A 23404-nucleotide genomic window follows, 5' to 3' on the forward strand; every position below is an offset into this window, starting at 1 on the left:
ATACGTACCATGTGCCCTGTCCACGAGTCCAGACGAGGGAGCAGGCCGACAGTGGCACGAGGTAGTACACGGCCCACGAGCCGTGACGTCGCCCAGGCCGCAGGCGTCTCCCAGGCCGCCGTCTCCCTGGTCCTCGGCGACAAATGGCGCGGCCGCGTCTCGGAGACCACGGCCGAACGCGTACGCGAAGCCGCACGGGACCTGGGCTACCGCCCCAACCTCGCCGCCCGCAACCTCCGCCTCGGCCGCACCCGCACCGTGCTGCTGGTGGTACCCGCCCTGACGACCGAGTTCTTCGCGGGCGTCTACACAGGCGCCGCCCGGGTCGCCGCACAGCACGGCTTCGGCGTGGTCCTGTACCCCTCCCCCGAAGGCGTCGGCCCCGCCCGCGACCCCTTCGCCTCCGCCCAGGCCGCACTCGACGGCGTACTCGCCTCCTCGATGGCCGCGGACGCCCTCACCGCGATCCGGGGCGACCAACTACCCCTGGTGATGCTGGACAGCGACCCGGAAGGCAGCCTCGGAGCCGCCACCGTCAACCTCGACATCCGCGACGGCGTCCGACAAGTCACCGAGCACCTGCTCGGGCTCGGACACCGCCACTTCCTGCATCTGGCCGCCGACATCCCCTCCTGGACCTTCCACATCCGCGCGCGCGAACTGGCCAGGGGAGTGCGTTCGGTGCCTGGCACCTCCCTGCGCACGGCCGCCGCGCCGATCTCCATCGAGGGGGCACTGGCGGCGGCGGAGACGGCACTGGGCCAACCGGGGCCCGAGCCCCGGCCCACGGCACTGGTCTGCGACGACGACAAACTGGCGGCCGGCGCGTACAAGGCCGCACGGCGACTCGGACTACGCATCCCGCAGGACGTCTCCGTGACCGGGCTCGACGACCTGGCCCTCGCCACGGCACTCGATCCCGAGCTGACGACCGTGCGGCTGGACGCGGAGCTGTTCGGGGAGCGCGGGATGGAAGCGCTCCTGGCCGTCCTGGAGGGCCGCACGCCCGCACAGGGGGACATTCCCGTGGAGCTGGTGGTTCGGGGGTCCACGGCACCACCAGAGGCCTGAGAAGGGTTGCCCGACCGCCGGGACACCTGTGGCTGGTCGCGCCGTTCCCCGCGCCCCGTTCCTGGGCTCCGCCGTGAGACCGCATCACGCCGCGCGCCCCGGCCTCAATCGGCCGGGGCGCACTACGGGCGGGGTTTCGCAGACGCCGGTACTACTCCTCTTCCTCCGAGCTCTCGGCCTCGGTGGCGGCACCCTCGGCCTCCAGCAGGCGGGCCAGCTGGCGGCCCACGATGCGCTTGAACTTGCGCTGCTGCGGACGCGTACGGTCGAGGACGGCGACTTCCAGGCGCTCGGCGGGGATCTCCCGCTGCGTGCCGTTGGTGTCACGGGACAGAGCCTGGACGGCGAGCTTCAGCGCCTCCGCCAGGGACACACCATCCTCATGACGCTGGTCCAGATAGCTGCTGATCTGCTCGGCGTTACCACCGACCGCGACCGAGCCGTGCTCGTCCACGATCGAACCGTCATGCGGCAGCCGGTAGATCTGATCGCCCTCGGGGGTCTCCCCCACCTCGGCCACGACCAACTCCACCTCGTACGGCTTCTCGGCCGCCGAGGAGAAGATCGTGCCCAGGGTCTGGGCGTAGACGTTGGCGAGACCACGGGCGGTCACGTCGTCACGGTCGTAGGTGTAACCACGGAGGTCGGCGTAGCGCACCCCGCCGATCCGCAGGTTCTCGTACTCGTTGTACTTGCCGGCGGCCGCGAAGCCGATCCGGTCGTAGATCTCGCTGAACTTGTGCAGCGCGCGGGACGGGTTCTCGCCGACGAACACGATGCCGTCGGCATACTGCAGCACGACCAGGCTGCGGCCACGGGCGATGCCCTTGCGGGCGTACTCCGCCCGGTCGGCCATCGCCTGCTGGGGTGAGACATAGAACGGCGTCGACACCGGTTATCCGTCCCTTTCTGTCGAAGTCACTGGATCACCTTGAAAAGAGGGCCGTCGACCTGACCGGCTAGAGCAGCGCGGCGCGCGGGCCGTCGGGCTGCTCCAGGCGCCGCTCCAGGATCGAGCGGGCGATCTCGGAGGACTCCTCGTCGGTGAGCCGGCGGAAGCCGTCCTCGGTGATCACGGTGACGATGGGGTAGATCCGGCGGGCGACATCGGGACCACCGGTGGCCGAGTCGTCGTCCGCCGCGTCGTAGAGGGCCTGGATCACCAGGGTCGTGGCGTCGTCCTCGGAGAGGTCGGCGCGGTAGAGCTTCTTCATGGCACCGCGCGCGAAGATCGAACCGGAGCCGGTGGCGGCGTAGCCGGTCTCCTCGGAACGGCCGCCCGTCACGTCGTACGAGAAGATGCGGCCCTTGCCGCGGTCGACGTCGAACCCGGCGAAGAGCGGGACGACGGCCAGACCCTGCATGGCCATGCCCAGGTTGGAACGGATCATGGTCGACAGACGGTTCGCCTTGCCCTCCAGGGAGAGCTGGGCGCCTTCGACCTTCTCGAAGTGCTCCAGCTCCAGCTGGAACAGCTTGACCATCTCCACGGCCAGACCGGCCGTGCCGGCGATGCCCACCGCCGAGTACTCGTCCGCCGGGAACACCTTCTCGATGTCCCGCTGCGCGATCATGTTCCCCATCGTGGCCCGGCGGTCACCGGCGAGCACCACACCCCCGGGGAACGACACGGCCACGATCGTCGTGCCGTGCGGGGCCTCGATGACACCCTGGGTCGGCGGCAGCTGCCGCTTGCCGGGCAGCAACTCCGGCTGGTGGTCCGACAGGAAGTCCATGAAGGACGACGACCCAGGCGTCAGGAAGGCAGCTGGTAGACGCCCGGTGCTACGAGTGTTGGCTTCCACGAAGTTCCCTCCAAGTAGGCGGCAGCCCGACGAACAGCGTCGGGATCGTCTCCCAACTTGCCGATGGCCGAATTACAGTTGAAGCACAGTACGCCTCGGACCCTACCCGTCTTGTGACAGTGATCCACATGAACGGCCGGGGCTTTCAGGCAGATCACGCAGAAGCCCATCTGCGAGGCGATCATCTCGTCACGCTCGGCCTCGGTCATGCCGTACTGGCGCTTCAGGTGCCCGGCACGCCCCTTGTTCGCCCGGCACGCTCTACAGCTTGTCGAGAGGCCGTCTGAGGCAGTCGCATTGCGATGCCACTCGCCATGGGGCTTGATCTTGCCGCAGCTACGGCAGAACTTATGCCCCTCAGGCGTCTGCACTCGTGGCCGGACGTTCTTGCCCTTGGCCAACTGTCGAGGCTGGTGATACTCCGCCCCACACTCCCGACAGTAGGCCTGCAGCCCATCGCGGGCCGACTTGTTGCCCGCGAAGGCCGCCCGCGGCCTGGACTCCTTGCACCGCGAGCAGCGCTTCACACCCTCTTCGATTGTCAACCTCAGAGACCCCCGAGACCTTCGATTCGAAGGTTACTCGCCACCCTTCTGAACGAAACTTCGAACGAAGTCCTCGGCATTCTCCTCGAGGACATCGTCGATCTCGTCCAGTACCGAGTCCACGTCGTCGCTCAGCTTCTCCTGCCGCTCCTTGAGGTCCTCCGAAGCCTGCGCCTCGGGTGCTTCCTCGACCTCTTCGGTGGAACGCGTGGCCTTCTGCTGGCCGCCGCCGGTGTCCTTGGTCGCCATAACCCTCACCCCGCTCAGTTCGCCCGACATGGTCGGCAGGTCTGCTTTCCTGCCGATCGGTGATGATCAGACCCTACAAGCCGGATCTGACATTGGCCCCGTCGTTTCCACAACGTCCGGGGACCACCTCGATGATTCCCGGACGGCGGTGTTTCCACCCTGCTCGGCTGATCACGATTGAAGCCCGGTTCAGTGGCCGGACAGGACCCTGACCAGGTCTTCTGCCGTGCGGCAGCGGTCCAGGAGCTCCTTGACGTGATTTCGCGTTCCGCGAAGCGGTTCGAGGGTTGGGACGCGCTGGAGCGAATCCCGGCCGGGGAGATCGAAGATCACCGAGTCCCAGGAGGCCGCCGCGACGTCGTCCGCGTACTGCTCCAGACAGCGCCCGCGGAAGTACGCACGGGTGTCCTCCGGCGGCTTCGTACGGGCCCGGTCGACGTCCGTCTCGTCCAGGAGCCGCTTCATCTTGCCGCGGGCCGCGAGACGGTTGTAGAGGCCCTTCTCGGCGCGTACGTCGGCGTACTGGAGGTCGACGAGGTGGAGCCGGGCGGCGTCCCAGTCGAGGTCGTCCCGGCGCCGGTAGCCCTCCATGAGTTCCCGCTTGGCCACCCAGTCCAGCTCGCCGGAGAGGCTCATCGGGTCGTTCTCGAGCCGGTTGAGGGTGTCCTCCCACCTGCTCAGGACATCCTTGGTCTGTTCGTCGGCGTCGGCCCCGAACCGCTCCTCGACGTACTTGCGCGACAGCTCGTAGTACTCCATCTGGAGTTGTACGGCGGTCAGCGTGCGGCCGCTGCGGAGGGTGACGAGGCGTTGCAGGGACGGGTCGTGCGAGACCTGGTGGAGGGTGCGTACCGGCTGGTCGACGGCCAGGTCGACGGCGATGAAGCCGTCTTCGATCATCGAGAGGACCAGGGCGGTCGTGCCCAGCTTGAGGTAGGTGGAGATCTCCGAGAGGTTCGCGTCGCCGATGATCACGTGGAGGCGGCGGTATTTCTCCGCGTCCGCGTGGGGTTCGTCCCTGGTGTTGATGATGGGGCGTTTCAGCGTCGTCTCGAGGCCGACCTCGACCTCGAAGTAGTCGGCGCGCTGGCTGAGCTGGAAGCCGTGTTCGTGGCCGTCCTGGCCGATGCCGACGCGGCCGGCGCCGGCGAAGACCTGGCGGGAGACGAAGAACGGCGTGAGGTGGCGCACGATGTCCGAGAAGGGGGTTTCCCGCTTCATCAGGTAGTTCTCGTGCGTGCCGTAGGAGGCGCCCTTGTTGTCGGTGTTGTTCTTGTAGAGGTGGATCGGCTGGGCGCCGGGGAGCTGGGCGGCGCGTTCGGCGGCTTCGGCCATGATGCGTTCGCCGGCCTTGTCCCACAGGACGGCGTCCAGCGGGTTGGTGACTTCGGGGGCGCTGTATTCGGGGTGGGCGTGGTCGACGTAGAGCCGCGCGCCGTTGGTGAGGATGACATTGGCGAGGCCGATGTCCTCGTCGGTGAGCTGGCTGGAGTCGGCGGCCTCGCGGGCGAGGTCGAAGCCTCGCGCGTCCCGCAGCGGATTCTCCTCCTCGAAGTCCCAGCGGGCCCGGCGGGCCCGGTGCATCGCCGCTGCGTAGGCGTTGACGATCTGGGACGAGGTGAGCATGGCATTGGCATTGGGGTGGCCGGGGACGGAGATCCCGTACTCCGTCTCGATGCCCATTACTCGCCGTACGGTCATGCGGCCCTCCTTGCCCGGCGGCGTCCTCGGTCGGGGACGCCGCTCAAGTACCGCTGGCGCTCCGGTGCGTGTGCGGTGCCCGTCCCCGCACTGCGCGACTCGGCGGTACGAAAGAGCCTAGAACGCCTCTGCGCTGGTGGGGAGATCATTTGCGTCATTGCCTTGCTCCGGCCTTTGCCCGAAAAACAGTCGGCTGCGGGTACCCAGTGAGGGCACCCGCAGCCGCCCTGTCTTTTACAGGTACTGTCCGGTGTTCGCCACCGTGTCGATGGAGCGTCCGGTGTCGGCGCCCTGCTTTCCGGTGATCAGCGTACGGATGTAGACGATCCGTTCGCCCTTCTTTCCGGAGATTCGGGCCCAGTCGTCCGGGTTGGTGGTGTTGGGCAGGTCCTCGTTCTCCTTGAACTCGTCCACGCAGGCCTGGAGGAGGTGGGAGACGCGGAGACCCTTCTGGTTCTTGTCGAGGAAGTCCTTGATCGCCATTTTCTTGGCGCGGCCGACGATGTTCTCGATCATGGCGCCGGAGTTGAAGTCCTTGAAGTAGAGGACTTCCTTGTCTCCGTTGGCGTAGGTGACTTCCAGGAAGCGGTTTTCCTCGGATTCGGCGTACATGTGTTCCACTGCCGTCTGGATCATGCTCTGGACGGTGGTGGCCTTGGAGCCGCCGTGCTCGCCGACGTCGTCCGTGTGGAGCGGGAGACGTTCGGTGAGGTACTTCTGGAAGATGTCCTTGGCCGCTTCGGCGTCCGGACGCTCGATCTTGATCTTCACGTCGAGCCGGCCGGGGCGCAGGATGGCGGGGTCGATCATGTCCTCGCGGTTGGAGGCGCCGATGACCACGACGTTCTGCAGGCCTTCCACGCCGTCGATCTCGGCGAGCAGCTGCGGGACGATGGTGTTCTCCACGTCCGAGCTGACACCGGAGCCGCGGGTGCGGAAGAGGGATTCCATCTCGTCGAAGAAGACGATGACGGGGGTGCCCTCGCTGGCCTTCTCCCTCGCACGCTGGAAGACGAGGCGGATCTGTCGCTCGGTCTCGCCGACGTACTTGTTGAGGAGCTCGGGGCCCTTGATGTTGAGGAAGAAGCTCTTGCCCTGGGCCTGGCCGGTGACTTCGGCGACCTTCTTGGCCAGTGAGTTGGCCACGGCCTTGGCGATGAGTGTCTTGCCGCATCCGGGGGGTCCGTAGAGCAGGACACCCTTGGGCGGACGCAGTTCGTGCTCCTTGAACAGGTCAGGGTAGAGGTAGGGGAGCTCGACCGCGTCGCGGATCATCTCGATCTGGTTGCCGAGGCCACCGATCTGCTCGTAGCCGATGTCCGGGACCTCTTCGAGGACGAGTTCCTCGACCTCGCTCTTCGGAACGACCTCGTAGACGTAGCCGGAGCGGGGTTCGAGCAGGAGGGCGTCGCCGGGGCGGATGGTGATGTCCAGCAGCGGCTCGGCGAGCCGCACCACCCGCTCCTCGTCGGTGTGCCCCTGCACAAGGGCGCGCTCGCCGTCCTCGAGGATCTCCTTGAGGGTGACGATGTCGCCGACGCTCTCGTACTCCATGGCCTCGACCACGTTGAGCGCTTCGTTGAGCATCACTTCCTGGCCGCGCCGGAGCTCTTCCAGGTCGACGCTGGGGCTGACGTTCACCCGGAGCTTTCGGCCTCCGGTGAAGATGTCGGCCGTGCCGTCCTCGTTCGCCGTGAGGAAGACACCGAAGCCGGCCGGCGGCTGTGCGAGCCGGTCGACTTCCTCCTTGAGGGCCACGATCTGGTCGCGGGCCTCACGGAGCGTGTTGGCGAGCCGCTCGTTCTGTGCGGACACGCCAGCCAGATTGGTCTGCAGTTCGACGATCCGCTCTTCGAGAATCCTCGTGTGTCGCGGAGAGTCGGCGAGCTTGCGTCGCAGGACGGCGATCTCCTGCTCAAGGTAGGCAATCTGCCCGGCCGGGTCGTCGGACCCTCGTCCCGGGCGGATGCCGCGGTTCATGTCGTCGTCGTGGGCTGCCACGGTCCTCACCTCCTCCAAGGGGAGCTGGACGCTTCCAGACCCTACCTGGGTGGGTGTCGATTGAAACCCCTAGATCACAAAGACGGTCGGGGTGTGTCCGATCTTCACCCTTGCGCTCTCCCTCACGCCAGGGGAATACCCACGGAACATGATTGGGAAGCCGCCCCGGGTAGGGTCGAAGTGTTCAACACCCGTCAGAGCCTGCATCGTTCCCGACCGGCTCGACGATCGAGACGGCAGGAGAGATGACCGTGCAGCAGGAGGCCGGGGCCGAGGGCGAGACGCTGGAGGTCTGGATCGACCAGGATCTCTGCACCGGTGACGGTATCTGCGTCCAGTACGCGCCGGAGGTGTTCGAGCTGGACATCGACGGGCTGGCCTATGTGAAGAGCCCGGGCGACGAGTTGTTGCAGGCCCCGGGGGCCGCAACGCCCGTTCCGCTGCCGCTTCTCACGGATGTGGTGGACTCCGCGAAGGAGTGTCCTGGCGAGTGCATCCATGTGCGTCGGGTTTCGGACAGGGTCGAGGTCTTCGGGCCTGACGCGGAGTGACCCGACGGGCACTCCGCGTCGCCCTGTGTCTGGTTTCTCACACCGGGTTTGCCGGGTGATCGTTTCCCGTTCGCCCGGGGGCGGGCGGTGATCAGACGCTTTGTGCTCCGGCGGGCGTCGAGCGCGTGAACGCCCCGTTCTTCCACTGCCACTTGACGAGGTCCTTGACGTCAGGACAGCAGTTGGGCACGTCGGCCGACGAGTAGCCGTGCAGGGTGGCGGTGACGGCGGCGTCACGGACGGCGAAGTCGGTGACGGTCTTGCGGTCCTTGGGGTTCACCAGGGTGGCGACGACCCTCGGCTGGGCCGCGTCGGTGGAGCGGGTGAGGACGTACACGCCGTCGGGCGGGGTGCCCATGCTGGCGTCGCAGTGCGCGACGGCCACGGTCTCGGGGCGGCCGTCTCCGTCGAGGTCCCCGGAGCCCTTGTTCTTCACGACGACACCGACGGGTCCGCAGTCGAGCGGGAGGTCCACCTCGGTGGGGTCGGGGGCCGTCACGACGGCCGGGGCCCGGTCGGCCTTCGGGTCGGGCTGGGCCGCTCTCGCCGCGTCGGGTTGGAGTGCGGACGACAGGGCCACGACAGCGGCGAGGGCGGTGGCCGTGGCGAGCCAGTGGATGGGGCGGGTGTGCGCGTGTGCCAGTTCCGGGACGGCGGATTGCTGCACTAGGAGCGTCTCCTGGGGGTGCTGTGCCGGTTGGGATGACCCGCATGGTGCCACACGTCACAGGGGTGTGGAACGGCGGGGTACGTGGTTCCCGCAGCTTTCCGGTGGCGCGTCAACGGGAGAGCGCCGTGGCCGAGTTCCCGGGCGCTGCGGGGAACTCGGCCACGTCGAGGGAGCGTTGTGCGCGGCGGGCGGCCGCCTGTGGTGACAGGTGGACGGCGCCGGGCCGTTCACCGGGTGGGGCGGGGGTCAGCGGCCGCTGCCGCCGTCGGCGTTGGGGCCGGCGTAGTCCTCGCCGTACGCGCCCTTGGCGGGGCGGCGGCGGCGCATGGGCGGCTCGACGCCGTCGGCGAGGCGACGGGCGGTGAGCAGGAAGCCGGTGTGGCCGATCATCCGGTGGTCGGGGCGGACGGCCAGGCCCTCGATGTGCCAGTTGCGGATCATCGATTCCCAGGCGCTCGGCTCGTTGAAGCAGCCGATCTCGCGGATGGACTCGACGGTCCGGGCGAGCTGGGTGGTGGTCGCCACGTAGCAGCAGACGATGCCGCCGGGGACGAGGGCCTTGGAGACGGCCTCCAGGCATTCCCAGGGGGCGAGCATGTCGAGGATGACGCGGTCGACCTCGGTGTCGCTCAGGTTGTCCTGGAGGTCGCCGACGGTGAGCTGCCAGGCGGGGTGGGGGCCGCCGAAGTAGCGCTCGACGTTGGCCTGCGCGATCTCGGCGAAGTCCTCGCGGCGCTCGTAGGAGTGCAGCATGCCCTGGTCGCCGATGGCGCGCAGCAGGAAGCTGCTGAGCGAGCCGGAGCCGACGCCGGCCTCGACGACGCGGGCGCCGGGGAAGATGTCGGCGAAGGCGAGGATCTGCCCCGCGTCCTTGGGGTAGACCACGGCGGCGCCGCGGGGCATGGACAGGACGTAGTCGGGGAGCAGGGGGCGTAGCGCCAGGTAGGCGACGTTCCCCGTGGTGCGGACAACACTGCCTTCGGGAGCGCCGATCAGCTCGTCGTGCGGGAAGGAACCCTTGTGGGTGTGGAAGTTCTTTCCCTCTTCGAGCGTGAACGTGTAGTGGCGTCCCTTGGGGTCGGTGAGCTGGACCTGGTCCCCGACCTTGAAGGGCCCGCGACGGCGGGCGGCACCGGTCGGTTCGGACATGTGACCAGCCTACCGGCGATTGGGAGGGCCGCCGACCACCGCTTGGGGTGAGCGGGGTCGGGCGAAGGGGGCTCAGGAGGGCCTGGCCATGGCCTTCACGAAGGCTCGCTCCACGTCCGCCGCGGAGAGGACTCCGTAGATCTCGCCCGAGTCCTCCACGACGAGGTACTCGGTGGCGGGGGCCGCGCGGAGGGCGTCGAGGAGGGCTTCGCCCGCGAGTTCCGCGGAGACTCGCATGCCGTCGGTGAGGTCCTGGGCGAGGCCGCCGACGGCGACCCAGGGGCGGCGGTGTTCGGGGACGCCGACGATGGCGGCCTCGCGGACGAGGGAGAGGGGTTCGCCGTCGGGGTCGACGACGACGAGGGCGCGGGCGCCGGCTTCGTTGGCGCGGCGGAGGGCCTCGGAGAGAGGGGTGTCGGTCTCGACGGGGACCGCGCGCCGGGTGAGGGCGCGGGCCTGGAGTTCGGGCAGGTGTTCGCGCAGGCGGGCCATGCGGAGGCTGTTGCCGGCGCCGGTCCAGATGATCGCGGCGAGGATCGCGGCCAGCAGGGCGTCGAGGACGGTGTCCATGCCGACGCTGTCCTCGGCGGCGGAGCCGAGCAGGCCGGACTGGGTGAGCAGGGGCAGTCCGATGAGGACGGAGACGGCGAGGGCGCGGCCGACCCAGGCGGCGGCGATCGTGCCGGTCATCGGCCTGCCGGTGATCTTCCAGACGACGGCGCGGAGCATGCGGCCGCCGTCGAGGGGCAGTCCGGGGAGCAGGTTGAACGCGGCCACGATCAGGTTGGAGATCATCAGTCCGGCGAGCAGGACGCCGGGGACGGTGCCGGGCTCGACGGCCAGCAGGGCGACGTAGAAGACGCCCGCGAGGATCAGGGAGAGCAGGGGGCCCACGAAGGCCAGGACGAACTCGCGGCCCGGGGTCTCGGATTCCTTCTCGATCTCCGAGACGCCGCCGAAGAACTGGAGCTGGATGCGGCGCACCGGCAGTTTGTAGCGCAGGGCGGCGATGGTGTGGGCGAGTTCGTGGACGAGTACGGAGGCGTAGAAGGCGACCGCGAAGAACAGGGCGACGAGGTAGCGGAGGGCGCCGAGTTCGGGCAGGACGCGGTCGAGCTGGCCGCCGAAGACCCAGGTGATCAGGGCGGCGACGAGGAACCAGCTGGGCGCGACGTACACGGGTACGCCGAAGGGGCGGCCCATGAGGATGCCGCCGCCGGGCTCCTTGGGGCGCCGGGGCGGTTTGGGAGCGGCGTGCGAGTGTGCGTGGGTGCGCGCGGGTCCCACTGTGTGCTCTGACTCGTCCGCCGGAGCCTTGTCCATGTCGGGTGGGGTCGCCGGGGTCCCTGAGTCCGCCGAGGGCTTGGTCACCGGGTTCGCCCACGGTTCGTTGCCGGTGTCAGCCGCTTGCTGGTTCGGCGCCTCGGGCGACGGTTTGCGCAGGGGGGCCGAGTGCGGTCGGTGCGCCGGGCCGGCCGGCGGCTTGTCGGCCGAGTCCGTCGGGGGTTGATCCGTGGGGCCGGCCGACGGCTGGTCCGCCGGACGCGTCGGCGGCTCGGGCGCCGGGCGCTCGGACGGTCGGGCTGCCGTGTCCGCCGGTGGCTGGTCCGCCGGGTCGGCGGGCGGCTGGTTCGGCGGGTTCGACGGGGGTTCGTGCGTCGGGGTGGCGGGCGACTTGTGTACGGGGGGTTCCGATGGCTTCGCGGATTCGGGGTGGCCGGGGGTTCCGGCGGCGGAGGGGTCCTCGGCGGAGCCGTGCCGCTCGGTGGCGTCGTGTTCCCCCACGGCACCCCGGCCCTCTACCGCTCCCGGCTTCCCGGCGGGGCTCGGCTCCTCGTCGGCACTCGGTGCCTTGCCCGTGCCCTTGCCCGCGTCGGTGTCCTGCTGCTCCGCATCGTCGGAGTGCTGGGATCCGCCCGGTGCTTCGGAGGCGTCGGTCGCCTGGGGGGCGTCGGCCGTGCGGGGGCTGTCGGGCGTTCGGGGGGCGTCGGGCGTTCGGGGAGTCCCGGAGGTGGTGGCGGCCTCGCCGGGGGTGCGGTGGGTGGGGGCGCCGTTCTCCGCCGGTGTCTCGGTCGTGTCGCGGTGTGCGCGCTCGGGCGCCGCGTCGCTGTCGGACCGCGGCTGCCCGCTCCCGCCGCTCGTCTCCACGATGTCCCCTCGTTCGAAGCGTCTTCCGCGCCCGGTGGCCGGGCGGAAGGGTCTGCGGTCGATGCTATGCGGTCGCCGGGGCGCCTTCCGCCCCGGCACCCCCTCTCTTTCCCCGCGTCGCACGAGGCACACGGGTTTCGACGGCCGTGGTGTCGGGCGGTGCTCGCGCGGGCCCGTGGCTGTCACTGTCAGTGGTGGGCCGTATGGTCTGTGGTCATGGAAACCAGCACCGACGGCGCCGCCGCCGTGCCCGCGGGCGGCGAGGATGGTCGTCCTGCCGTGCGGGCCGCCGCGCCGCCTGCCTCGCTGTCGCCGTCGCGGGCGAGTGACTTCATGCAGTGCCCTCTGCTGTACCGGTTCCGGGTGATCGACCGGCTGCCGGAGAAGCCGAGCGAGGCGGCGACGCGCGGCACGCTGGTGCACGCGGTGCTGGAGAGACTCTTCGACGCGCCGGCGGCCGAGCGGACGGCGCCGCGGGCCAGGTCGCTGGTGCCCGGGCAGTGGGACCGGCTGCGGGAGAGCAGGCCGGAGGTCGTGGAGCTGTTCGCGGACGACGCGGAGGGGGAGCGGCTGGCGCGCTGGCTGGCGGAGGCCGAGCAGCTGGTGGAGCGCTGGTTCACGCTGGAGGATCCGACGCGTCTGGAGCCCGCCGAGCGGGAGTTGTTCGTGGAGACGGAGCTGGAGTCGGGGCTCAGGCTGCGCGGGATCATCGACCGGGTGGATGTGGCGCCCACCGGCGAGGTGCGGATCGTCGACTACAAGACGGGCAAGGCGCCGCGACCCGAGTACGCCGAGGGCGCGCTGTTCCAGATGAAGTTCTACGCCCTGGTGGTGTGGCGGCTGAAGCAGGTGGTGCCGCGCCGCCTCCAGCTGGTCTATCTCGGCAGTGGTGATGTGCTGACGTACGACCCCGTGATCGCGGATCTGGAGCGGGTGGAGCGCAAGCTGCTGGCGCTGTGGGAGGCGATCCGGCTGGCCACGGAGAGCGGGGACTGGCGGCCCCGGCCGACCAAGCTGTGCGGCTGGTGCGACCACCAGTCGGTATGCCCGGAGTTCGGTGGTACTCCCCCGCCGTACCCGCTGCAGGTGAGGTCACCCGAGTCGGTCGGCGAGGGGCAGGGCAGAATGGGCCCGGACTAGCCGAAGGAGATTTTCGTGGCCATCCGCGTCCTACTGGTCGACGACCAGCCGCTGCTGCGTACCGGGTTCCGGATGATTCTGGAGGCGGAGCAGGACCTCGCGGTCGTCGGGGAGGCCGGAGACGGCCTGCAGGCGCTCGACCAGGTGCGGGCGCTGCAGCCCGATGTGGTTCTGATGGACATCCGGATGCCGCGGATGGACGGCGTGGAGGCGACCCGGCAGATCACCGGGCCGGGGCGGGACGGTCCGGCGAAGGTGCTGGTGCTGACCACGTTCGACCTGGACGAGTATGTGGTGGAGGCGCTGCGGGCGGGTGCCAGCGGGTTCCTGCTCAAGGACGCGCCGGCCATTGAGCTGGTGCAGGCGATCCGGGTGGTCGCGGGCGGGGAGGCGATGCTCGCGCCGAGCATCACGCGTCGGCTGCTCGACAAGTACGCGGTGCATCTGCCGTCGGGCGACGAGCCGGTGCCGGACGCGCTGCACACGCTGACCGACCGTGAGGTCGAGGTGCTGAAGCTGGTGGCCCGGGGTCTGTCGAACGCGGAGATCGCCGCCGATCTGTTCGTCAGCGAGACCACGGTCAAGACGCATGTGGGTCATGTGCTGACCAAGCTGGGGCTGCGTGACCGGGTGCAGGCGGCGGTGTACGCGTACGAGAGCGGGCTGGTGCGCCCCGGCGCGCAGTAGGCAGGCCGCACCCCGTACTACGCGCCGAGGGCGCCCTCTTGCGGTGAAGAGGGCGCCCTCGGTCGTGCGTGGCTGTCGGCGTCGGCCGTTGCTCGCGTCAGCCCTTGCTGATCTCCCAGAAGCGGAAGACGGTCGAGGCGTCCAGGCAGTACTCCAGGCCGTAGACGTCGTCGCGGACGACGGCGTACTGCTTGGCCTGCCAGATGGGGATGAGGGGGATGTCGGTGGCGACGATGTTCTGCAGTTCGGCGTACTCCTTCTCCGTGGAGGAGCGCTCGCTCTCGGCGGCGGTCTTCGTGAGGAGTTCACCGGTGATGGTGTTGTTGGTGTAGTTGTTGTCCAGCACGTTGCCCTTGCCGAAGAAGGGGCCGGTGAAGTTGTCGGGGTCCGGGTAGTCGGGGACCCAGCCCTTCACGTACACGCCGTACTTGCCGGCGGCGATGTCCTTCTCGTACTGGTCGAAGGCGACGGATTCGACGGTCGCGTCGAACAGGCCGCTGTCGTTGAGCTGTTTGGCGATGGCCTCCAACTCCTGGTCGGTGGAGGGGCCGTAGCGCGACGGGGTGGACCAGAGGGTCAGTTCGACCTTGTCGTCGATACCGTCGGCGCGCAGCGCGGCCTCGGCCTTGTCCTGGGAGGGACGGGCGCCGAAGGTGTCGAAGAACGCCGTGTTGTGGCCGGTGATGCCGGCCGGGATGATCGAGTACAGCGGTGTGGCGGTGCCCTGGTAGACCTCGTCGACGAGGGCCTCGCGGTCGAGGAGGTAGGCGATGGCCTGGCGCACGCCGAGCTTGCCGGTGACCGGGTCGTCCATGTTGAAGACGAGGTGCTGGACCTCGGCGCCGGTGCCGTCGACGATCTCGACGCCGCTGGCGGTGGAGGTGTCGGTCTCGATGTCGGAGATGTCGGAGGCGCTGAGTCCGCGGTAGGTGACGTCGAGGTCGCCCTCCAGCAGGGACTTCTTCAGGGCGTCCTGGTCGCCGTGGAAGAACTTGAGGGTGACGCCGCTGTTCTCGACGTCGGCGGTGCCCTTGTAGTTCTCGTTGACGGTGAAGACGGCCTCGTCCTTGCCGAAGGACTCCAGCTTGTACGGGCCGGAGCCGACCGCCTCGCCGTCCTCGCGGAGTCCGTCGGCGTCGTAGGAGCTCTCGTCGACGATCGAGCCGGCGCCGGAGGCGATCTTGCTGGGGAAGGTCGCGTCGGCGTACTTGAGGTCGAAGCGGACGGTCTTGTCGTCCGGGGTCTCGACCTTGTCGAGCATGGGGAACATGATCGCGGGGCCGGCGTCGTCGTTGATCTTCAGCATGCGGTCGAAGGAGAACTTGACGTCCTTCGCGGTGAGCGCCTCACCGTTGCTGAACTTCAGGCCGTCCTTGAGGGTGCACTCGTAGACCTTGGCGCCGCTGTCCGCGAAGGAGCACTCCTCGGCGAGGTCCGGTTCGGGCTCGGTGGCGCCGTTGGGGAAGCTCAGCAGCGACTGGAAGACGTTGTTGAAGAGGAGCCAGGATCCGGGGTCGTAGCCGGAGGCGGGGTCGGTGGCCAGGACGTCGTCGGACATCCCCATCACGACGTTGGAGCCGGAGTCCCCGGCTCCCCCCGAATCGGAGCCGCAACCGGTCAGCAGGCCGGCGGCAAGCCCTGTCGCCATGGTCAGGACGGGCCACTGGGTGCGTATGTTCACGTATGGATGCCTTGTGTCGTCGGGTGCATTGCGGGCGCTCCGGGCTCCCCCGAGGCCGACCGGCCTCTGTCCGGAGAGGTGGTGAGGTCCGGTCAGTTGTCTCTGCCGCGGCCCAGCTCCCAGAGCTGGAGCGTCGAGGCGGCGTTGAGGGCGTACTCGGCGCCGGTGACGTCGTCGCGGGCGGCGACGTACTGGTTGCCCTGCCACAGCGGCAGGATCGGCACGTCGTCGGCGACGATGTCCTGGATGCCGGTGAGGCTCTCCGAGGCGGTGAGGCGGTCGGCCGCGCGGCGGGACTCGGGGATCAGCTTGCTGCGGATCTCGCGGTTCGCGTACGGCGAGCCGAGGAAGTTGTCCTTGTCGAGGAAGGGCGCGAGGTAGTTGTCGGCGTCGGGGAAGTCCGGGAACCAGCCCATGCCGTAGACCGCGTACTCGCCCTCCTGCTCGGCGGGGCGGAACGTGGACCAGGGGGCGCCCTTGATGGTCACGTCGAACAGCCCGCTGTCGTCGAGCTGCTTCTTCAGCAACTCGAACTCCTTCTTCGTGGCCGCGCCGTAGTGGTCGGTCGTGTAGTGGAGGGTCAGCTTCACCGGGGTGGTGATGCCCGCGGCCTCCAGGGTCGACTTCGCCTTGCCGACGTCAGGGTCGCCGTACTCGTTGAAGAAGGAGTTGGAGTGGCCGGTGATGCCGGCGGGGACCAGCGAGAAGAGGGGTTCGGCCTGGGAGCCGTACACCTTGGAGACGAGTTCGCCCCGGTCGATGACCTCGGCCATGGCACGGCGGACGGCCGTGCTCCCGACCGGCGAGGCGTCGGTGTTGAAGGCGAGGTAGCGGATCTCCAGGCCGGCGGACTCGATCACGTCGATGTCGCTGTCGGCGGACTCGGAGAGCTTGGTGATCTGCTCCGGCGTCATGGTGCGGGTCATCAGGTCGATGTCGCCGTCCTCGAGGGCGGTGCCCATGGCGTCGGCGCTCGCGAAGGAGCGCAGTTCGACCTTGTCGTTCTTCGGGTCCAACTGCCCCTTGTAGTTGGGGTTCTTGGTGAAGACGGCCCGGACCAGCTCGTTGTTCTCGACCTCGGCGTCCAGGGTGTACGGGCCGGAGCCGTCGACCTCGAAGCCGTCGCGCAGCTCGCCCTTGTCGTAGTCGGCGGGGTTGACGATGCCGGCGACGGGGGTGGACAGCTTGTACGGGAGGGTCGCGTCGGGGCTGTTGAGGTGGAAGATCACCTCGTTGTCGCCCTTGGTCTCGACGAGGTCGATGGTGGACAGCAGGGCGAAGACACCGCTGTCGGCCTTGAGGGAGCGGGCACGGTCGATGGAGAACTTCACGTCCTCGGCGGTGACCGGATCGCCGCCTGCGAACTTCAGGCCACTGCGCAGTGTGCAGGCGTAGCGCTCGTTGCCGGTGTCGGTGAAGGAGCAGCTGGAGGCGGCCTCGGGTTCCGGTTCGCCGTCGCCACGCGGCTGGACCAGGAGGGTCTGGACGGTCTGGCGGAGGATGTTCCAGGTACCTACGTCGTAGGCGTAGGCCGGGTCGACGGGGGCCGGGGCCTCCTTCGAGGCGGTGAACCGGTCGGTGGTGCCGACGACGATCGCGTCACCGCTGCCGCCCGCGCTGTCGGTGGCACCGCAGGCGGCGAGTACCGGGGTGAGCAGACCGATCACGGCCGGCAGCACCAAGGTCTTGCGGTTCATGCGCGGGTTTCTCCAGAGCTGTGTTCCGGGACGGGTGCCAGCGGGGTGGTGCGAGCGCGTCCCGGGAAGTGCGGCGATGTTCTCGCGACGAGATTAGCCCGCACCGCCATAGGGGCTCGTACACACCGGAGTTGAGTTCCCATCACGCTGCGGAACCGGGTGTGGACACAAACGGTGTAGCACGCACGGAATGTTTGGGTGCACCCTTCTCCAATCGGGACACAAGGGCGTACCGAACGCCCCCGAATACGCGGATTGGACGCGCCGAAGGGCCTCCCCGGAGGCCCTTCGGAGTGGTTAACGTCACAGATGAAAAGGGGTTCCCGGGAGCGGGAATTCAGTCATCGCGACGCGACCGAATTCCCCGTCCCGATCCCCGCCCGTCAACCGGTGCGCGATCTTGGAATTCCTTGCGCTTTCAATTGCTTGTCGACGCCATCAGGCCACGCAGGAATGGCAGGTCGACCTCTTCCAGCGAGGTCACGACGGTGCGCCGGGTGGCGGGGGCGATGGGCGCCACGGACGGGACGGCGACCACATGGCAGCCGGCGGCCTCGGCGGCGGCGACACCGGTCGCGGTGTCCTCGATGACCGCGCACCGGATCGGATCCGCGCCGAGGCCGGAGGCCGCGAGGAGGTAGGGGTCGGGGAACGGCTTGGTCCGCTCGACCTCGTCGCCCGCGACGGTCAGCGCGAAGTGCCGGCGGCCGAGGGAGCTCAGCACACGCTCGATGATGCGCCGGTGGGAGGCGGAGACCAGGGCGGTGGGGATGCTGTGCGCGGCGAGCTCGGCGAGGAGTCTGGAGGCGCCGGGCATCAGCGGCAGTGTCCGCCCGATACGGGCCTCGAAGCCGTCGTTCAGCAGCACGGTCAGCTCGGGGAGAGTGATGTCGGCGCCGGTGGCCTCGATCAGGAAGCCCGCGCTGCGGCTCATGGGGCCCCCGACCACGACATGGCGCCAGGAGTCGTCGAGGGCGTGTCCGAGGCCGGCGAAGACCTCGACCTCCACGTCCCACCAGAAGCCCTCGGTGTCCACCAGGGTGCCGTCCATGTCGAGGAGCACGGCCTGCAGGGCGGAGCCTTCGGCCGTACGGGTTCCTAGCGCGGGGATCGTCGTGGTCATCCGGCGCACCTCCTTGTGGGACGAGCAGGCCGGTTCCCTGGTGGGGAACCGGCCTGCGGTGGACCGACCAGTGTACGACTTCGCGCGGGGAAGCGCCTCGCGGCCGAGTCGTGCCGCATCCCGTAAGGGGCAAGGGGCACGGCGTGACCAGCCGAAACGGCCCCGTTGACGCAAGCGGGCTCCCCGCACGGAGCGCTACCGCGCGTTGAAGTACTTCGCCTCGGGGTGGTGGATCACGATCGCGTCCGTGGACTGCTCGGGATGGAGCTGGAACTCCTCCGAGAGCTGTACGCCGATCCGCTCGGGCTCCAGGAGTTCAGCGATCTTGGCGCGGTCCTCCAGGTCGGGACAGGCGCCGTAGCCGAGGGAGAAGCGGGCACCCCGGTACTTGAGGTCGAACATGTCTTCGATCGCGGCCGGGTCCTCTCCGGCGAAGCCCAGCTCCGAGCGCACCCGGGCGTGCCAGTACTCGGCGAGTGCCTCGGCCAGCTGCACGGACAGCCCGTGCAGTTCGAGGTAGTCGCGGTAGGCGTTGGCCTCGAAGAGCTTGGCGGTCTCCTCGCCGATGCGGGAGCCGACGGTGACGACCTGGAGGCCGACGACGTCCATCTCACCGGACTCCTCCGGGCGGAAGAAGTCGGCCAGGCACAGTCGCCGGCCGCGGCGCTGGCGGGGGAAGGAGAACCGGGTCCGCTCGTTGCCGTCGTCGTCCAGGATGATCAGGTCGTCGTCCTTGGACACGCAGGGGAAGTATCCGTAGACGACGGCCGCCTCGAGCAGGTTGTCGGTCTGCAGCTTGTCCAGCAGGCCGCGCAGCCGGGGCCGGCCCTCGGTCTCGACGAGTTCCTCGTACGTCGGTCCTTCGCCGGTGCGGGCCTGCTTGAGTCCCCACTGCCCCTTGAAGAGGGCACCCTCGTCGAGCCAGGTCGCGTACTCCTTGAGCTGGATGCCCTTGACGACGCGGGTGCCCCGGAACGGGGGTGTGGGGACGGGGTTGTCGGTGGCCACGTCGGAGCGGACGTGTCCTTCCTCCGGGCGCTCCTCCACGACCGTCCGGGCGGTGGCGGCTTGGACGCGGCGCTGCCTGAGCTCGGGCAGCTTCGCGCCCGGCACGCCCCGTTTGACGCCGATCAGGGCGTCCATCAGCCGCAGCCCCTCGAACGCGTCCCGGGCGTAGCGGACCTCGCCCTCGTAGATCTCGTGCAGGTCCTGCTCGACATAGGCGCGGGTCAGGGCGGCCCCGCCGAGGATGACCGGGTAGTCGGCGGCCAGCTTGCGCTGGTTGAGCTCCTGAAGGTTCTCCTTCATGATCACCGTGGACTTGACCAGCAGCCCGGACATCCCGATCACATCGGCCCGGTGCTCCTTGGCGGCGTCCAGGATCGCCGAGACCGGCTGCTTGATACCGAGATTGACCACCGTGTAGCCGTTGTTGGACAGAATGATGTCCACGAGGTTCTTGCCGATGTCATGGACGTCACCGCGCACCGTGGCCAGCACGATGGTGCCCTTGCCCTCGTCGTCGGTCTTCTCCATGTGCGGCTCCAGATGCGCCACCGCACTCTTCATGACCTCGGCGGACTGCAGCACGAACGGCAGCTGCATCTGGCCGGAGCCGAACAGCTCACCGACCACCTTCATCCCGTCCAGCAGCGTGTCGTTGACGATGTCCAGCGCCGGCCGCTCCCGCAGGGCCGCGTCCAGGTCGGCCTCCAGGCCGTTCTTCTCACCGTCGATGATGCGGCGCTTGAGACGCTCCTCCAGCGGCAGCGCCGCCAGCTCCTCGGCCTTGCCCGCCTTCAACGACCTGGCGGTGGCGCCCTCGAACAGCGCCATCAGCTTCTGCAGCGGGTCATACCCCTCGGCCCGCCGGTCATGGATGAGGTCCAGAGCGGTGGTGACCTCCTCCTCGCTGAAGCGGGCGATCGGCAGGATCTTCGAGGCGTGCACGATCGCCGAGTCCAGGCCCGCCTTCACACACTCGTCCAGGAAGACGGAGTTCAGCAGGATCCGCGCGGCCGGGTTCAGACCGAAGGAGATGTTCGACAGCCCCAGCGTGGTCTGCACCTGCGGATGGCGGCGCTTGAGCTCACGGATCGCCTCGATGGTGGCGATACCGTCCCCGCGGGACTCCTCCTGACCGGTACAGATCGTGAAGGTCAGGGTGTCGATGAGGATGTCCGACTCGTGGATACCCCAGTTCCCGGTCAGATCCGCGATCAGCCGTTCGGCGATCTCGACCTTCTTCTGCGGGGTACGGGCCTGCCCCTCCTCGTCGATGGTCAGCGCGATCAGCGCCGCCCCGTGCTCCCGCGCCAGCTGCGTGACCTTCGCGAAGCGGGAGGCGGGGCCGTCACCGTCCTCGTAGTTGACGGAGTTGATGACCGCCCGCCCGCCCAGCTTCTCCAGCCCGGCCCTAATGACGGGCACCTCGGTGGAGTCCAAAACGATGGGCAGGGTCGAGGCGGTGGCGAACCGGCCGGCCAGCTCGGCCATGTCGGCCACACCGTCACGGCCCACATAGTCCACACACAGGTCGAGCATGTGGGCGCCCTCACGGATCTGGTCGCGGGCCATCTCCACACAGTCGTCCCAGCGGGCCTCCAGCATCGCCTCACGGAACTTCTTCGACCCGTTGGCGTTCGTCCGCTCCCCGATCGCCATGTACGCGGTGTCCTGACGGAACGGCACGCTCTGGTAGAGGGAGGCGGCGCCGGGCTCGGGGCGCGGTTCGCGGGCGGTGGGGGTGAGGTCCCGGACCCGCTCGACGACCTGCCGCAGGTGCTCGGGGGTGGTGCCGCAGCAACCGCCGACCAGGGACAGGCCGTACTCGCGGACGAAGTTCTCCTGCGCGTCCGCCAGCTCCGGAGCGGTCAGCGGGTAGTGGGCGCCGTCCTTGGTCAGGACCGGAAGCCCGGCGTTGGGCATGCAGGACAGCTGGATGCGGGAGTGGCGGGCCAGATGGCGCAGGTGCTCGCTCATCTCCGCGGGGCCGGTCGCGCAGTTCAGGCCGATCATGTCGATGCCCAGCGGCTCCAGCGCCGTCAGCGCGGCGCCGATCTCCGAGCCCAGCAGCATGGTGCCGGTCGTCTCGACCGTCACCGAGACGATCAGGGGGACGTCGTATCCGGCCGTCTCCATCGCGCGGCGTGCGGCGATGACGGAGGCCTTCGTCTGGAGCAGGTCCTGGGTGGTCTCCACCAGGAGGGCGTCGGCGCCGCCGGCCAGCAGACCCTCGGCGTTCTGCTGGTACGCGTCACGGATGGCGGTGAAGGTGGTGTGGCCGAGCGTGGGCAGTTTGGTGCCCGGGCCGATGGAGCCCAGCACCCACCGCTGCCGGCCGTCGCGCGCGGCGAACTCGTCCGCCGTCTCCCGGGCGATGCGGGCGCCGGCCTCGGACAGCTCGGCGGTGCGTTCGGGGATGTCGTACTCACCCAGTGCGGTGAGGTTCGCGCCGAAGGTGTTGGTCTCCACGCAGTCCACACCCGCCTCGAAGTACGCGGCGTGCACCGAGCGCACGATGTCGGGGCGGGTGGCGTTGAGGACCTCGTTGCAGCCCTCCAGCTGCTGGAAGTCCTCCATGGTCGGGTCCTGCGCCTGCAGCATCGTGCCCATCGCGCCGTCGGCGACCACCACACGGGTGGCCAGCGCCTCCCGAAGCGCGTCGGATCGGGCCCGGCCGGTGGCGGCGGACGAGGAGGACGGGTTCGGCAACGAGGCCATGGAGCTGCTCCCTGGAGTGCGACGGCTGTCGGCTTTGCGGCTTCCCGTGGAAGGCGCACGCCGCAAGGGTAGCCCGGAGCGCCGCGGATGGTCAGACGCGTCCACGGGACGGACGGGCGTGGCGTACCCGCCCGGGTGCGGTTTACTCCGACGACGAAACGAACGCCGGACACCGCTCCGCCACCGCACTGACACCCCACGATCACATGATCACCCGACGGGCACCGGACGGGCACGGGAACCTCACCGCACGGCGGGCGTGGCCGAAAAGCTGGTGACGGCCATTAGCGGGAGGTCGGCAACGACCGGTAGTGTTCGACATTGCCGAACGATGGAAGTTCAGTCGCGCACGGCGGCCGAAGGGGACGGAGGCAGGACGGGGATGGCACGGAACATCCAGTCGCTCGAACGGGCGGCCGCGATGCTGCGCCTGCTCGCGGGCGGCGAGCGGCGGCTCGGCCTGTCGGACATCGCCTCGTCGCTGGGACTCGCCAAGGGCACCGCCCACGGCATACTGCGCACGCTCCAGCACGAGGGGTTCGTCGAACAGGACGACGCCTCCGGGCGGTACCAGCTGGGGGCCGAGCTGCTGCGGCTCGGGACCACCTATCTCGACGTCCACGAGCTTCGGGCGCGCGCCCTGGTCTGGACGGACGACCTGGCCCGCTCCAGCGGCGAGAGCGTCCATCTGGGGGTCCTGCACCAGCGGGGCGTGCTGATCGTGCACCACGTCTTCCGGCCCGACGACAGCCGGCAGGTCCTGGAGATAGGGGCCATGCAGCCGCTGCACTCCACGGCCCTGGGCAAGGTCCTCGCGGCCTACGACCCGGTCGCGCACAGCGAGGTCCTGGAGAGCGAGCGCAAGGCGTTCACCGAGCGGACCGTCTCCGAGTCGGCCGACTTCGAGGCCGTCCTGGACATCACCCGCGCGCGCGGGTACGCGGCCGACGTCGAGGAGACCTGGGAGGGCGTGGCATCCATCGCCGCCCCCATCCACGACCGGCGCCGTATGCCCGTCGGCGCGGTCGGCATCACCGGCGCCGTGGAGCGGCTGTGCCGCGAGGGCGAGCTGCGCCCCGAGCTGATCGCGGCCGTACGGGACTGCGCCCGCGCGGTGTCGCGGGATCTGGGCGCCGGGCGGTTCTGACGGCCGTCCGGCCGCACCTCACCCGACCTGCGAAGGCCGGGACACCCCTGCGGTGTCCCGGCCTTCGCCGTGCCCGGGGTGCCCACGCGCGCGTACGCCTGTCGCGTCGGCGTGGGCACCCATAGCAGCCATCTCAAGATCGATAAGCCACTTCGATCAATAACGATCGTGTTTTCGACAACAGGACCCTTGACTAGGCACTCACGCCACAGCAAGACTCCCGTCCATCGGTCGGCATTGTCGAACACCTACCGGCAATACGCGCTAGAGTGTCACGACGCCAAGGGCCGACATCGCTCTCAGCCAACGAGAGCAC

18 protein-coding genes are annotated in these 23404 nt (G+C 69.1%); 5 read left to right on the forward strand and 13 right to left on the reverse strand.

Features of this window, described 5'->3' with window-relative positions; translation table 11 throughout:
* The first annotated feature begins 51 nt into the window (after positions 1-51).
* Positions 52-1071, forward strand: a complete 1020-nt coding sequence (locus OG202_RS10635; protein ID WP_327730489.1) for a LacI family DNA-binding transcriptional regulator — start codon at positions 52-54, stop codon at positions 1069-1071.
* A 151-nt stretch (positions 1072-1222) separates the two neighbouring features.
* Here OG202_RS10635 and prcA read toward each other — a convergent pair whose 3' ends face one another.
* From prcA to arc, 6 genes are all read right to left on the reverse strand, one after another.
* The gene (gene prcA, locus OG202_RS10640) at positions 1223-1963 is read right to left on the reverse strand and encodes a proteasome subunit alpha (RefSeq protein WP_326583966.1); all 741 of its coding nucleotides are present in this window, start codon (positions 1961-1963) and stop codon (positions 1223-1225) included.
* 67 nt (positions 1964-2030) lie between these two features.
* Positions 2031-2876 carry a proteasome subunit beta gene (gene prcB / locus OG202_RS10645; protein WP_326583965.1) on the reverse strand — a complete coding sequence of 282 codons (846 nt, stop codon included), beginning with the start codon at positions 2874-2876 and terminating at the stop codon, positions 2031-2033.
* A complete protein-coding gene (locus OG202_RS10650) occupies positions 2828-3421 on the reverse strand; it encodes an endonuclease VII domain-containing protein (RefSeq protein ID WP_327730488.1) in 594 nt (197 codons plus the stop codon). The genes prcB and OG202_RS10650 overlap by 49 nt, the downstream gene beginning before the upstream one ends.
* Before the next feature lie 33 nt (positions 3422-3454).
* A complete protein-coding gene (locus OG202_RS10655) occupies positions 3455-3670 on the reverse strand; it encodes a ubiquitin-like protein Pup (RefSeq protein ID WP_123544333.1) in 216 nt (71 codons plus the stop codon).
* A gap of 189 nt (positions 3671-3859) precedes the next feature.
* Positions 3860-5371 carry a depupylase/deamidase Dop gene (gene dop / locus OG202_RS10660; protein WP_405893065.1) on the reverse strand — a complete coding sequence of 504 codons (1512 nt, stop codon included), beginning with the start codon at positions 5369-5371 and terminating at the stop codon, positions 3860-3862.
* A gap of 234 nt (positions 5372-5605) precedes the next feature.
* Positions 5606-7372, reverse strand: coding sequence for a proteasome ATPase (gene arc / locus OG202_RS10665; protein ID WP_326583963.1), 1767 nt, complete (start codon positions 7370-7372; stop codon positions 5606-5608).
* Between the two features lie 245 nt (positions 7373-7617).
* On the opposite strand from arc, the gene OG202_RS10670 reads away from it, so the two are divergent.
* On the forward strand, positions 7618-7923 hold the full coding sequence (locus OG202_RS10670) for a ferredoxin (protein ID WP_327730486.1): 306 nt from the start codon (positions 7618-7620) through the stop codon (positions 7921-7923).
* 91 nt (positions 7924-8014) lie between these two features.
* On the opposite strand, the gene OG202_RS10675 is transcribed toward OG202_RS10670, so the two are convergent.
* From OG202_RS10675 to OG202_RS10685, 3 genes are all read right to left on the reverse strand, one after another.
* Positions 8015-8590: a hypothetical protein gene (locus tag OG202_RS10675; RefSeq protein ID WP_326583961.1), complete on the reverse strand. Its 576-nt coding sequence runs from the start codon at positions 8588-8590 to the stop codon at positions 8015-8017.
* Positions 8591-8839: 249 nt separating this feature from the next.
* Positions 8840-9742 (reverse strand): tRNA (adenine-N1)-methyltransferase, encoded by a 903-nt coding sequence (locus OG202_RS10680; RefSeq protein WP_326583960.1) that lies wholly within the window; start codon positions 9740-9742, stop codon positions 8840-8842.
* A 72-nt stretch (positions 9743-9814) separates the two neighbouring features.
* The gene (locus OG202_RS10685; protein WP_327730485.1) at positions 9815-11890 is read right to left on the reverse strand and encodes a site-2 protease family protein; all 2076 of its coding nucleotides are present in this window, start codon (positions 11888-11890) and stop codon (positions 9815-9817) included.
* 216 nt (positions 11891-12106) lie between these two features.
* Between OG202_RS10685 and OG202_RS10690 the strand changes: the two genes are divergently transcribed.
* Both OG202_RS10690 and OG202_RS10695 read left to right on the forward strand, forming a co-directional pair.
* Complete coding sequence (locus tag OG202_RS10690; RefSeq protein WP_327730484.1) at positions 12107-13030, forward strand: RecB family exonuclease; 924 nt, start codon at positions 12107-12109, stop codon at positions 13028-13030.
* Positions 13031-13045: 15 nt separating this feature from the next.
* A complete protein-coding gene (locus OG202_RS10695; protein WP_326583958.1) occupies positions 13046-13717 on the forward strand; it encodes a response regulator transcription factor in 672 nt (223 codons plus the stop codon).
* A 97-nt stretch (positions 13718-13814) separates the two neighbouring features.
* Here OG202_RS10695 and OG202_RS10700 read toward each other — a convergent pair whose 3' ends face one another.
* From OG202_RS10700 to metH, 4 genes are all read right to left on the reverse strand, one after another.
* Complete coding sequence (locus OG202_RS10700; protein WP_326583957.1) at positions 13815-15398, reverse strand: ABC transporter substrate-binding protein; 1584 nt, start codon at positions 15396-15398, stop codon at positions 13815-13817.
* A 92-nt stretch (positions 15399-15490) separates the two neighbouring features.
* Positions 15491-17095: an ABC transporter substrate-binding protein gene (locus tag OG202_RS10705; RefSeq protein ID WP_327730483.1), complete on the reverse strand. Its 1605-nt coding sequence runs from the start codon at positions 17093-17095 to the stop codon at positions 15491-15493.
* A gap of 418 nt (positions 17096-17513) precedes the next feature.
* On the reverse strand, positions 17514-18218 hold the full coding sequence (locus tag OG202_RS10710) for an HAD family hydrolase (RefSeq protein ID WP_326583955.1): 705 nt from the start codon (positions 18216-18218) through the stop codon (positions 17514-17516).
* A gap of 195 nt (positions 18219-18413) precedes the next feature.
* The gene (metH, locus tag OG202_RS10715) at positions 18414-21941 is read right to left on the reverse strand and encodes a methionine synthase (RefSeq protein ID WP_327730482.1); all 3528 of its coding nucleotides are present in this window, start codon (positions 21939-21941) and stop codon (positions 18414-18416) included.
* 382 nt (positions 21942-22323) lie between these two features.
* Here metH and OG202_RS10720 point away from each other — a divergent pair, with 382 nt between their 5' ends.
* Positions 22324-23088 (forward strand): IclR family transcriptional regulator, encoded by a 765-nt coding sequence (locus OG202_RS10720; RefSeq protein ID WP_327730481.1) that lies wholly within the window; start codon positions 22324-22326, stop codon positions 23086-23088.
* Positions 23089-23404: the final 316 nt, after the last annotated feature.

Origin of the sequence: Streptomyces sp. NBC_00310, assembly GCF_036208085.1 — a bacterium.
Taxonomy (GTDB): Bacteria; Actinomycetota; Actinomycetes; order Streptomycetales; family Streptomycetaceae; genus Streptomyces.

Bases quoted from the DNA above. Each gene is read 5' to 3' on its own strand.
- OG202_RS10670 (WP_327730486.1), top strand. From the start codon at position 7,618: ATGACCGTGCAGCAGGAGGCCGGGGCCGAGGGCGAGACGCTGGAGGTC.
- metH (WP_327730482.1), bottom strand. From the start codon at position 21,941: ATGGCCTCGTTGCCGAACCCGTCCTCCTCGTCCGCCGCCACCGGCCGG.
- OG202_RS10680 (WP_326583960.1), bottom strand. From the start codon at position 9,742: ATGTCCGAACCGACCGGTGCCGCCCGCCGTCGCGGGCCCTTCAAGGTC.
- OG202_RS10655 (WP_123544333.1), bottom strand. From the start codon at position 3,670: ATGGCGACCAAGGACACCGGCGGCGGCCAGCAGAAGGCCACGCGTTCC.
- dop (WP_405893065.1), bottom strand. From the start codon at position 5,371: ATGACCGTACGGCGAGTAATGGGCATCGAGACGGAGTACGGGATCTCC.
- OG202_RS10710 (WP_326583955.1), bottom strand. From the start codon at position 18,218: ATGACCACGACGATCCCCGCGCTAGGAACCCGTACGGCCGAAGGCTCC.
- OG202_RS10690 (WP_327730484.1), top strand. From the start codon at position 12,107: ATGGAAACCAGCACCGACGGCGCCGCCGCCGTGCCCGCGGGCGGCGAG.
- OG202_RS10705 (WP_327730483.1), bottom strand. From the start codon at position 17,095: ATGAACCGCAAGACCTTGGTGCTGCCGGCCGTGATCGGTCTGCTCACC.
- OG202_RS10720 (WP_327730481.1), top strand. From the start codon at position 22,324: ATGGCACGGAACATCCAGTCGCTCGAACGGGCGGCCGCGATGCTGCGC.